The following is an 11,278-nucleotide window of genomic DNA, read 5'->3' on the forward strand; positions in this document are numbered from 1 at the left end:
TGTTACATATTATAAATTATGTAAAGCAACTATTGCTAAAAAACGAAAGACCAATTCCTTTATCTTTCGTTTTTTATTTATTTAAACTCAATCCAGTAGTTACGGTGAGGCTCTATAATTACTGGTTTACCCCAAAAGGCTTGCAGATAGGCTAGATTTGCTGGGCTTACTGGTTTTTTTGAATCATTGTACTGCTCAGCACTCTCTTTAGTTAGAAAACATTTTACTGCTTCATAAGAAGTACCATCAGCTGATTCTCTTTCGATTCCCATATACGAAATTTCGTCACCATTTTTAAGATCGTCAGTTAACAGTTTACCAATAAAGAACACTGTCTTATCTTTCATAAATTCATAAGCCTTACTATTTTCAAGTCGGTTATTTGCTGCAGCAAACATAATACAAAAACTATCAACAATCTCCTTCAAAGACATTAAGTCCCCTTTGTTTACTTTGATTTCATCGGGGAGAAGACCGCCAATTATAAGATTTTGAAAATGGGCTTGCTGGATTACATTATCTAAAGCCATTCCCAGAGGTATTTGAACAGCTTGGTATCCTAAAGGTTGAAGCTCTTTGTATTTCTTATCATAATGTTCTTGTGTGATGCTTATATTTAAACTTTCAGTTTGAGAAATTTCTTCATTTCTATAAAAAGCAACAACATTGCGGTCTAACTGTTCAAATAGATTAAGACTTTCTACTGGAATTTCTAACATAATGAATAACTCCTTTTCATTTTTCATCACTATTATAATCTAATCAGCATGATTATTAAGTTTAACCCTAATAAAAGAATCCATCATAAATGGATTCTTTTTCCTTACCCCACTACTGCTTCAGCGATTTCTTCACGGCTAATACCAGCGAAGTAGCGTGTAATATCAATAGTTTCTAGAGCTTTAAGGACATCTTCACGTTCGTACTTAACGCCACGAAGGACATCTTCTACAGCTGCAACGTCTTCGATACCAAAGAAGTCACCATAAATCTTGATATCTTGGATTTTTGATTCAATGACGTTGGCAAAAACTTCAACCTTTCCACTAGTGAATTTTGTTCCCCGACGAACGTTAAATTCAGGTGATTTACCGTAGTTCCAGTCCCAAGTACCGAACTTTGTATCCTTAATGCGATTGATTTCCGCCATTTCTTCTTCTGAAAAGACGTATTCAGTCATCTCTGGGTACTCTTTTTTCATGTATTCCAATAGCAAATCACGGAATTCTTCAACTGTGATTTTTTCAGGTAATTCATTGACAATATTGGTTACACGGGCACGAACGGATTTCACACCTTTTGATTCAAATTTGTCTTTTGAAACCTTGAGGGCATTAGCAAGGACTGATAAATCAACGTCAAAGAGCAAGCAACCGTGGTGCATGATACGCCCATTGATATAGGCTTGGGCATTGCCACAGAATTTTTTTCCATCAATCTCAAGGTCATTACGGCCTGTGAACTCAGCTTTGACGCCTAGTTGAGCTAAGGTATTGATAACTGGAGTTGAGAAGCTCTTGAAGTCAAAGGCCTTGTTTTCATCTTCTTTTGAAATGATGGTGTAGTTGAGGTTGTTTAGATCGTGATAAACAGCTCCGCCACCACTGATACGGCGGACTACCTCAATACCATTTTCTCGAACATAGTCACGGTTGATTTCTTCGATAGTATTCTGGTGACGACCAACAATGATAGAAGGTTTGTTAATCCAAAGAAGGAAGATTTGATCCTCATCCAAAAGGTGTTTAAAGGCATATTCTTCCAAGGCGATATTAAAAGCGGTGTCGTTTGAATGATTGATAATATATTTCATGATATCCCTTTATACGATAGAGACTGGAAAACATCTTTCCAGCCTAGTCTATCTTCGTTTTATTTTTTCTTTGGTGAATGGATGGCCATTCCTAGAACATCTGCAAATGCTTCGTACATCACTTCAGAGTAGGTTGGATGTCCATGGATGGTCTTAAGCATCTCTTCAACAGTGATTTCCATTTCGATGATGCTTGATGCCTCGTTGATCAATTCTGCAGCTGCAGGACCAATGATGTGCACACCAAGGATTTCTCCGTATTTCTTATCAGCAATAACTTTTACGAAACCTTGAGCCGCATCTGATGCAATTGCACGTCCGTTGGCAGCAAAGTTGAATTTACCGATGGCTACATCGTATTTCTCACGGGCTTGTTCTTCAGTCAGACCTACTGCTGCTACTTCAGGAAGAGTATAGATGGCTGCAGGAGTCAAGTTCAATTTCGCAATAGCATGATTTCCTTTGAGGGCATTTTCAGCGGCAACTTCACCCATGCGGAAGGCTGCGTGCGCCAACATCTTAGTACCGTTGATGTCACCTGGTGCGTAGATTCCAGGAACAGAAGTTTCCATGTATTCGTTGACCTTGATACGTCCACGATCCAATTCAAACTCAACATCACCAATTCCTTCAAGGTCTGGCACACGACCGATTGAAAGAAGAGCTTTGCTAGCGATGATATCGTCTTTTCCTTCAACCTTGATACGAAGTTGACCATTTTCTTCGATGATTTCTTGCAATTTTGTACCTGTCAAGATAGTCATACCTTTACGCTCAAGAATCAAGCGAAGATTCTTAGACACTTCCGCATCCATAGCTGGAACGATACGGTCCATCATTTCGATAACAGTTACTTTTGAACCAAATGTCATGAATGCTTGGCCGAGTTCGATACCGACAACCCCACCACCGATGATTACGAGGCTTTCTGGTACTTCGTTCATTTCAAGAATGTCATCACTGGTCATGACAAGTGGAGATTCCATACCAGGAACGTTGATCTTGCTGACTTTTGAACCACCGGCAAGGATAATTTTCTTGGTTTCAAGCAATTCAGAACCATTTACCAAGACATTCTTATCTTTAGTGATAGTACCAACACCCTTATGAACAGTAACTCCGTAACTACGAAGAAGACCTGCAACACCACCAACCAAAGTATTGACAACCTTAGATTTTGTCTCTAAAAGTTTATCCATATCTACAGTGAAGTTTGGATTTTCGATGACGATACCTCGGTTTGCTGCATGACCGATATTTTCGATGATTTCAGCATTGTGAAGGTAGGTCTTCGTTGGGATACAGCCACGGTTCAAACACGTTCCACCGAGTTCAGATTTCTCAACAAGGGCAACCTTCCCACCGAGTTGGGCAGCTTTAATGGCTGCAACATAACCAGCAGGACCTCCACCAATCACAACGATATCAAAGGCATCATCGCTCTTACCATCGTCGTTTGAGGCACTAGCTGCAGGTGCAGGTTTTGATTCTGGCGCAGCTGCTCCAGCTGTTGGGATGTTTTCCCCTTCTTCTCCAAGGTAACCGATAACTTCAGTTACAGGGACAGTTTCACCATCTCCTTTAAGGATGGCAATCAAGTATCCATCTTCTTCGGCTTCCAATTCCATGCTGACTTTGTCAGTCATGATTTCCAAAAGGATTTCTCCTTCTTTTACAAATTCACCGACTTTTTTATTCCATTGGACAATTTGTCCTTCTGTCATATCTACGCCGGCTTTTGGCATAATTACTTCTAAGGCCATGTCTTACTTCCTTCTAAATCTCTAAAATAACAATAGCTGACTTAAACCAACATTGAGATCGGATTCTCAATCAAGGCTTTCAAGTCTTTCATAAACTTAGCACCAGCCATACCATCTACAACACGGTGGTCAATAGTTAATCCTAAACTCATGATTGGTCGGATAACGATCTCACCATTAACAACAACTGGTTTCTCGATTGTCGAACTTACACCCAGAATAGCTGAGTTGGGTTGGTTAATAATCGGACCAAAGGACTGAACACCAAACATTCCCAAGTTACTAATTGTGAAGGTTGAGTTTTGTAACTCACTTGGAGCCAATTTGCCATCCAAGGTACGACCAATTACGTCTTTAAATGCAACGACCAACTCTGACAAGCTCATCTTCTCAGCATTGTAAACAACTGGTGTCATTAGACCGTTATCCATACCAACCGCCATCGCAAGGTTGACATAGTTATGAGTGATAATGGTCTTGCCGTCTTCTGTCAATGAAGCGTTGATGTATGGGTGTTTCATCAATGTTTTCACAACAGCGAGTGAAAGAAGGTCTGTTACAGTAGTCTTCTTACCAGTCGCTTCCATAATCGGATCAAGAACCTTCTTACGAAGGGCCAGCATTTCAGTCATATCAACTTCATAGTTGAGTGTGAAAGTTGGCGCAGTTAGGTAAGATTCAACCATACGTTGCGCGATAACCTTACGCATTGGTGTCATTGGAATACGCTCAATCTCACCATAAGGAGTGATAGTATCAGGAACCTCTTCCACTTTTTCGATTTGAGCAGGAGACTTGATAGTATCGTTTTCGATATTTTCAGGAAGTAAGGCCAAAACATCCTTCTTCATGATTTTACCACGATGACCTGTTCCTTGGATTTCCTGCCAAGCAATGTTATGTTCGAGGGCAATTCGTTTTGCAAGTGGCGAAATGCGAACCACATTTGTGTCTTTATAAGTTTCCACGTCTTCTTTGTGGACACGACCGTTTGCACCTGAGCCAGAAACGTCGTAGAGGTTGATCCCTAGATCATCCGCTAACTTTCTAGCCGCAGGAGTCGCTCTTAGCTTGTCATCAGCCATGACCTCTCCAATTCTAATTATGATACAAAGGGCGAAAAAGTCAAAGTGAAAATAGGAGATTGACGATGTGTTCGATGAACACAAGGAAATCTTTCTTTTTTTCGCAGACCTCCGTCCGAATTCAATTACATGATACTAAGGGCGTCAAAAAGCGACTGAAAAATAGGAAATCGACGCAGACTTCGATGAAGTCAAGGAGATTTATCTTTTTTCCGAGCTTTTAGCCCGTGTTCAACTCTACAAGTAACTTGGACACGAAACGCGTCTCAAGTTGCTACGGTTGCCGCTATTAGGCGGTCAACCTAGTAGACTTACTAAGTTTTTTGTCGAATATGATCGATTCGTCAAAAAACTGTCGCAACTTTATATACAACTTGGATACAAAACATACCTCAAGTTACTAAAGTTAAAAAAATTAAAATTTTACATAATTTAATTTATGTGATATCATTCTTTGTTATAAGTCTTACGGATTGCATCTTTGATGCTTTCAACTGTTGGAATCATTGCATTTTCAAGGTTTTGCGCGTAAGGCATTGGCACATCTTCTCCGGCGCAACGGCGGATTGGTGCATCTAGATAATCAAATGCTTCTGATTCTGAAATAATTGCTGAAATCTCTCCGATATAGCCACTTGTTTTGTGGGCGTCATTGACAAGAACGACCTTACCAGTCTTCTTCACTGAGTTAATGATGATATCCTTATCAAGAGGAACAAGGGTACGTGGGTCTACAATTTCAACTGAAATTCCCTCTTCTGCTAATTCTTCAGCAGCTTGAACCACATGGCGAAGCATTTTACCATAAGTAACGACTGTTACATCTGTTCCTTCGCGTTTGATTTCCCCAACCCCAAGTGGGATTGTATAGTCTGGATCAACTGGCACTTCCCCTTTTTGGTTAAATTCTGACTTGTATTCAAGGATGATAACAGGGTTGTTATCACGGATAGAAGACTTGAGAAGTCCTTTCATGTCAGCAGGTGTACCTGGAGCTATAACCTTAAGACCTGGGATGTGTGTGAACCAAGACTCTAGAGATTGCGAGTGCTGGGCGGCAGAACCAACTCCGTTACCAGCTGCACAACGTACAGTCATTGGAACCTGACCTTTACCACCAAACATATAACGTGTTTTAGCAGCTTGGTTGACGATATTGTCCATGGCAATGACCGAGAAGTCCATGAATGTCATATCAACGATTGGGCGAAGTCCTGTCATGGCCGCTCCTGCTGCTGCTCCAGAGATGGCCGCTTCAGAAATCGGACAGTCACGGATACGTTCTGGACCAAATTCTTCAAGCATTCCGACAGAAGTTCCGAAGTCTCCTCCGAAGACACCGACGTCTTCTCCCATCAAGAACACATTTTCATCGCGACGCATTTCCTCAGACATAGCAAGGATAATGGTGTCACGGAAGGACATTGTTTTTGTTTCCATTTTATCTCTTTCTCCTTAGTCTGCGTAAATATCTTCAAATGCTGATTCAAGCGGTGGGAATGGACTTTCTTCCGCAAATTTAACAGAAGCTTCTACTGCTTCCTTGACTTGCGCTTGGATTTCTTCCAATTCTTCGGCACTTGCAATGTTGTTCTCAACGAGATAGTTACGAAGGTTTTCGATTGGGTCTTTTTGTTTCCACAATTCCACTTCTTCACGCGTACGATATTTACCAGGGTCAGATGATGAGTGACCAAGCCAACGATATGTGACACTTTCAATCAAGACTGGCCCATTGCCACCACGAACATGGTCTACAGCTTTCTTAAATCCTTCATAGACGTCGATGACATTGTTTCCGTCTTCAATAAACATTCCAGGAATTCCATATGCCGCACTGCGTTGATGGATATGCTCCACATTGGTCATTTTCTTGATATCCGCAGAGATCCCATAACCGTTGTTGATGCAGTAGAAAATGACTGGTAGGTTCCAGATAGAAGCCATGTTCACTGCTTCGTGGAAAACACCTTCATTGGTCGCGCCATCTCCAAAGAAGCAAACGACAATTTTTCCAGTGTTTTGCATTTGCTGACTGAGGGCTGCACCAACAGCGATTCCCATACCACCACCTACGATACCATTGGCACCGAGGTTACCAGCATCAAGGTCAGCAATATGCATGGAACCACCTTTTCCTTTACAAGTACCGGTGTACTTACCAAGGATTTCTGCCATCATTCCATTGAGGTCAATTCCTTTGGCAATAGCCTGTCCATGGCCACGGTGGTTGGAAGTAATCAGGTCATCTGGGTTGAGAGCCAACATCGCTCCAACGTTAGCAGCTTCCTCTCCAACAGAAAAGTGAGTCATACCGGGAACTTTCCCCTTTTTCACTAACTGAGCAATTTTTAAGTCCATGCGACGGATTTCTTCCATCTTACGGAACATCTCTAGCAAAAGATTTTTATCTAAAGTTGACATAATCTTGCCTTTCTAACTTTGTACTTACCTTACTATTTTACCTTTTTTAGTATACGCTGTCAAAGTATATGGCTAATAAAATTTCACAATATAAAAAAATAAATCCCTGTTAAAACAGGGATTCTCTCTAGTTAGAGTATTTTTTCACAAAGTCATTTTTCGGGATAATTTCTTAAAACTAGCTCAATCTTTTCATTACAGTTTTCAAACGCCATTGGTACAAACAACCAGAAACAATCAAGCTAGCAATTAACCCAATCCAGTAGGCAAATGCCCCTAAGGCAGTTGCTTGATCTAGTAGGTATCCTAGAGGTATCGCTACTCCCCAATACCCGATTAAGCCAAGATAGAAAGGAATGATAGTGTCCTTATAGCCTCTTAGAATCCCCTGGAGTGGGGCCGCAAAGGTATCAGCTAATTGGAAAAAGAGACTGTAGGTTAGAAATACAGCAGTTGTTTCAATGAACTGAGAGTCATTCCCATATAGACTTGCTACACGATCTCTAAAAATGTAGAGGAAGGATAGGGTAAGACAAGCAAAAATAAGGGCTGTTATTCTCCCCAGACGAGCATAGGTTTTTGCATCCTCAAAACGTTTAGCCCCCACCTCGTAAGACACAACAATCGCCATAGCAGAGGAAATACTCATGGGAAAAGCATACATGAGAGTTGAGAAGTTCATGGCTGACTGGTGACTAGCGATGATGAGCGATGAAAACTTAGCCATGATTAGTCCCACCACGGAGAATATAGCTACTTCAGCAAATACGGTTCCTCCGATTGGTAGACCTAATCGAACACCTTCCTTGATTTTATCTATATTGAGTGGAATGCGTTTTTCAAGATGTAGCGCTTTTAATTTTTCTTGTTTGAACAAAACAAGAAGCGAAATTCCCAATAAAATCCAATAGGCTAGAGAAGTTCCTAGACCTGCTCCTGCACCACCAAGCTCTGGAAAACCAAGAGCTCCATAAATCAAAAGATAGTTAAAACCACTATTTAGCGGAAGTAACAAAAGCATGAGGTACATAGATAGCTTGGTCAAACCAAGAGAATCTAACAATGACCGAATTACACTGAACAATAACAAGGGAATAATCCCGAAAGAAAGGTACCAAAGATAAGAGACTGCAACTGACGCCACTTGAGCTTCTAGTCCGATATGGTTTAAGACAGGCGGTGCTAAGAATACTACCATTCCAAGCAAGACCAAAGACAGTCCGAAAGCCAAGTAGATAAATTGGTAAAAGTCAGATGCCACTTCTTCCTTTTTGCCTCGTCCCAGATGATGGCCTATGATGGGAACCATGGCCGAAACAATCCCTGTTAAAAAAGTAAAGAAAGGATTCCATAGACTCGTTGCAGTTGAAACGCCAGCCAAATCCATGGTATTGTACTGCCCCGTCATGGTTGTATCGACAAAAGAGGCAGAATAATTAGCAAACTGATAAATCAGGATAGGAAAAAATATCTTAAGAAATAAAATAAACTTATCTTTAAATTGATGGGTTCGATACATATACGCTCTCTATTCTTATAGTCTATAGAGCAGAATCCCATCTAGTTTTTGTAAACGATTTGTCCTTTACAGATGGTATATTTGACCTGCCCTTTTAAAGTCTCACCGATAAATGGTGAGTTTGCTGCTTTTGAAGCAAAATGGGAGTCCACAAGGCGGTCAGCCTTAGCGTCAAAGATAGTGATATCCGCTGGACCATTCTCAGCCAAGTAACCTGCTTCAAAGTTGTAAAGCTTGGCTGGGTTGTAGGTCATTTTTTCAAGCAATTCCATCAAGCTTAACTCACCAGCATCTACCAAATAAGTCAAACCAAGAGAAAGAGAGGTTTCTAAGCCAGTCATACCAGATGGCGCTTTGGTGATATCTTCTACATTTTTCTCATCTGCATGGTGAGGCGCGTGGTCTGTCGCGATAACTGTGATAACACCTGACTTGAGACCTTCGATCACGGCACGACGGTCTGATTCCAAACGAAGTGGAGGATTCATTTTGGCATTGCTTCCTTGTGTCAAAAGGAGAGCTTCCGTCTTAGAGAAATGCTGTGGCGCTACTTCTGCTGTGACTTGCGCTCCCAAACCTTGAGCAAACTCTACTACCTTGACACTTTCCTCCTTAGACAAATGCTGGATATGAACATGAGCCTTGGTTGCATAGGCAATCATAACATCTCGCGCAATCATAGCGTATTCTGCCACCCCTGTCGCACCACAGATCTTGAAGTGGTCTTTAGCGATGTTTTCGTTAAATCCAAGAATCCCGTTCAAACCTGGATCTTCCTCATGAAGGCTGATAAAGGTATTGAGTTTTTTAGCTTCTTCCATGGCTTCCTTGACCACTTTACTGCTCTCAAGCGGAATACCGTCATCAGAAAAACCAAGCGCACCTGCTTCTAAAAGCGCCTTAAAGTCTGTCAAGTCTTGGCCATTAAATTTCTTGGTAATAGTCGCAACTGTCTTGACATTGATTTTTTCCTTGGCAGCTGACTGAAGAACTTCTTGCAAAGTTTCTACGTCCGAAATGGTTGGACTGGTATTAGCCATCATAACAACCGTTGTAAAACCACCTGCAGCAGCCGCTAGTGCCCCAGTATGGATGTCCTCCTTGTGGGTCTGGCCAGGTTCACGGAAATGAACATGGATATCGACTAGTCCAGGCGCAACTACAAGACCAGTAGCATCAATTAGCTCTGCTCCTTCTTCCTTGATTTCGGCAGCTATTTTGACAATTTTCCCATCTTGCACTAAAACATCACACACTTGATCCAAACCAGACTTGGGATCCATTACACGACCATTTTTGATAAGTAGCATCTACTTTCTCCTTTATTCATAGAAATCAACTTGGGTATCCAACAATTTATCCCCATCATAAACAAACTTAGCTGAAAAGAAGGGTTTGTCCTCTAAAAGCCACTCAACAAAGGTGTGGTCACCCTCCCAAGTTGGCTTGCTCAAAACTTCATCATAGGGAACCCATTCCAGCGTCCCCTCATTGCAGTCAATCAAGTCACCCTCAAACTCCGTCACCTTAAAAATATAGGTGTACCAGTCTAAATCTGGTGTGAATTCAGGAAAAGTGATAACACCTTTAAGTACTGGCTTGGCTTTGAGACCTGTCTCTTCGAGGATTTCACGCGCAGCGCATTCTTGAGGAGTCTCACCTCGCTCTAGCTTCCCACCAACACCAATCCATTTACCTTCGTGGACATCATTGGGCTTCTTATTGCGATGGAGCATGAGCAGTTCTTTTCCGTTATCAATGTAGCAAATCGTCGCTAACTGAGGCATATTCTCTCCTTATCTAAGCCAATCGATTGGCTCTTGTCCTGTCTCTTTTAAGAATGCATTGGCCTTGGAAAAAGGCTTGGAACCCCAAAATCCTCTATAAACCGATAAAGGACTAGGATGGGCTGATTCGATAATCAAGTGGTGAGGATTGGTAACTAAGGCCTTCTTCTTACGTGCATAAGCACCCCAGAGTACAAAGACTACAGGTTTGTCTAGATTATTTACAACCCGAATCACAGCATCTGTAAATGGCTCCCATATCTGTCCAGCATGACCATTGGCCTGCCCAGCAGGAACCGTCAAGCAAGCATTGAGAAGTAAGACTCCCTGCTCAGCCCAAGACGTCAAATCATGTGATTTCTTAACGCCGATATCATCTGACAATTCTTTTAAAATGTTTTGCAAGGACGGCGGAGCTGGGATTGAGTCAGGTACAGAAAAACTCAAACCCTGCGCTTGACCTGGCCCGTGATAGGGGTCTTGCCCTAGAATCACCACCTTCACTTCTTCAAGCGGTGTAGTCAAGAGAGCCTGAAAAACTTTTTCCTTAGGTGGATAAACAGTTCCCTGAGCATAGACCTGTTCCATAAATTGATTGATTTTCCCAAAATAACCTTCAGGTAGTTGCTCCTTAATCAAAGCATGCCATGATGAGTGTTGCATCGCCAACTCCTTCGTTTTTACTGCCTCTATTATAGCAAAAAGTGGCTATCTAAACCACTTTTTACAGTTTATCTATAGATTTAATAAATCGACTATATATACGATTTGAATACGTGAATACGGTTTATAAAGAATGGCTATTTTTTATAATTACTTTTTAAATCATTAAGCATTTTACTTCCTCTTTCGAAGATTATCTTTTCTGAAATTTTTTTAAACTTATT

The 11,278-nt window shown here is 41.3% G+C and carries 10 protein-coding genes; all 10 read right to left on the bottom strand.

The window, feature by feature from the left end; genetic code table 11:
• Nucleotides 1-77: 77 nt before the first annotated feature.
• A complete protein-coding gene (locus tag ADM50_RS02890; protein ID WP_049484466.1) occupies nt 78-719 on the bottom strand; it encodes a hypothetical protein in 642 nt (213 codons plus the stop codon).
• Between the two features lie 104 nt (nt 720-823).
• Nucleotides 824-1,813 carry a lipoate--protein ligase gene (gene lplA, locus ADM50_RS02895; RefSeq protein ID WP_049484467.1) on the bottom strand — a complete coding sequence of 330 codons (990 nt, stop codon included), beginning with the start codon at nt 1,811-1,813 and terminating at the stop codon, nt 824-826.
• A gap of 59 nt (nt 1,814-1,872) precedes the next feature.
• Complete coding sequence (lpdA, locus tag ADM50_RS02900) at nt 1,873-3,576, bottom strand: dihydrolipoyl dehydrogenase (RefSeq protein WP_049484468.1); 1,704 nt, start codon at nt 3,574-3,576, stop codon at nt 1,873-1,875.
• A gap of 41 nt (nt 3,577-3,617) precedes the next feature.
• Nucleotides 3,618-4,661 (bottom strand): dihydrolipoamide acetyltransferase, encoded by a 1,044-nt coding sequence (locus ADM50_RS02905; RefSeq protein WP_049484469.1) that lies wholly within the window; start codon nt 4,659-4,661, stop codon nt 3,618-3,620.
• A gap of 447 nt (nt 4,662-5,108) precedes the next feature.
• Nucleotides 5,109-6,101, bottom strand: a complete 993-nt coding sequence (locus tag ADM50_RS02910) for an alpha-ketoacid dehydrogenase subunit beta (protein WP_049484470.1) — start codon at nt 6,099-6,101, stop codon at nt 5,109-5,111.
• A 15-nt stretch (nt 6,102-6,116) separates the two neighbouring features.
• Nucleotides 6,117-7,085 carry a thiamine pyrophosphate-dependent dehydrogenase E1 component subunit alpha gene (locus tag ADM50_RS02915; protein WP_049484471.1) on the bottom strand — a complete coding sequence of 323 codons (969 nt, stop codon included), beginning with the start codon at nt 7,083-7,085 and terminating at the stop codon, nt 6,117-6,119.
• Nucleotides 7,086-7,263: 178 nt separating this feature from the next.
• A complete protein-coding gene (locus ADM50_RS02920; protein WP_049484472.1) occupies nt 7,264-8,604 on the bottom strand; it encodes an MATE family efflux transporter in 1,341 nt (446 codons plus the stop codon).
• Nucleotides 8,605-8,645: 41 nt separating this feature from the next.
• Entirely contained in the window at nt 8,646-9,914 is a 1,269-nt protein-coding gene (locus ADM50_RS02925) for a dihydroorotase (protein WP_049484473.1), read from the bottom strand.
• A gap of 12 nt (nt 9,915-9,926) precedes the next feature.
• A complete protein-coding gene (locus ADM50_RS02930; RefSeq protein ID WP_049484474.1) occupies nt 9,927-10,391 on the bottom strand; it encodes an NUDIX hydrolase in 465 nt (154 codons plus the stop codon).
• A 9-nt stretch (nt 10,392-10,400) separates the two neighbouring features.
• A complete protein-coding gene (locus ADM50_RS02935; RefSeq protein ID WP_049484475.1) occupies nt 10,401-11,054 on the bottom strand; it encodes a uracil-DNA glycosylase in 654 nt (217 codons plus the stop codon).
• Nucleotides 11,055-11,278: the final 224 nt, after the last annotated feature.

This window comes from Streptococcus oralis, from assembly GCF_001075675.1.
Lineage (GTDB): Bacteria > Bacillota > Bacilli > Lactobacillales > Streptococcaceae > Streptococcus > Streptococcus oralis_V.

Excerpts from the sequence above, each read along its gene's own strand:
- ADM50_RS02915 (WP_049484471.1), bottom strand. The coding sequence starts at position 7,085 with ATGTCAACTTTAGATAAAAATCTTTTGCTAGAGATGTTCCGTAAGATG.
- ADM50_RS02920 (WP_049484472.1), bottom strand. The coding sequence starts at position 8,604 with ATGTATCGAACCCATCAATTTAAAGATAAGTTTATTTTATTTCTTAAG.
- ADM50_RS02930 (WP_049484474.1), bottom strand. The coding sequence starts at position 10,391 with ATGCCTCAGTTAGCGACGATTTGCTACATTGATAACGGAAAAGAACTG.
- ADM50_RS02905 (WP_049484469.1), bottom strand. The coding sequence starts at position 4,661 with ATGGCTGATGACAAGCTAAGAGCGACTCCTGCGGCTAGAAAGTTAGCG.
- ADM50_RS02910 (WP_049484470.1), bottom strand. The coding sequence starts at position 6,101 with ATGGAAACAAAAACAATGTCCTTCCGTGACACCATTATCCTTGCTATG.
- ADM50_RS02925 (WP_049484473.1), bottom strand. The coding sequence starts at position 9,914 with ATGCTACTTATCAAAAATGGTCGTGTAATGGATCCCAAGTCTGGTTTG.
- lplA (WP_049484467.1), bottom strand. The coding sequence starts at position 1,813 with ATGAAATATATTATCAATCATTCAAACGACACCGCTTTTAATATCGCC.
- ADM50_RS02935 (WP_049484475.1), bottom strand. The coding sequence starts at position 11,054 with ATGCAACACTCATCATGGCATGCTTTGATTAAGGAGCAACTACCTGAA.
- lpdA (WP_049484468.1), bottom strand. The coding sequence starts at position 3,576 with ATGGCCTTAGAAGTAATTATGCCAAAAGCCGGCGTAGATATGACAGAA.
- ADM50_RS02890 (WP_049484466.1), bottom strand. The coding sequence starts at position 719 with ATGTTAGAAATTCCAGTAGAAAGTCTTAATCTATTTGAACAGTTAGAC.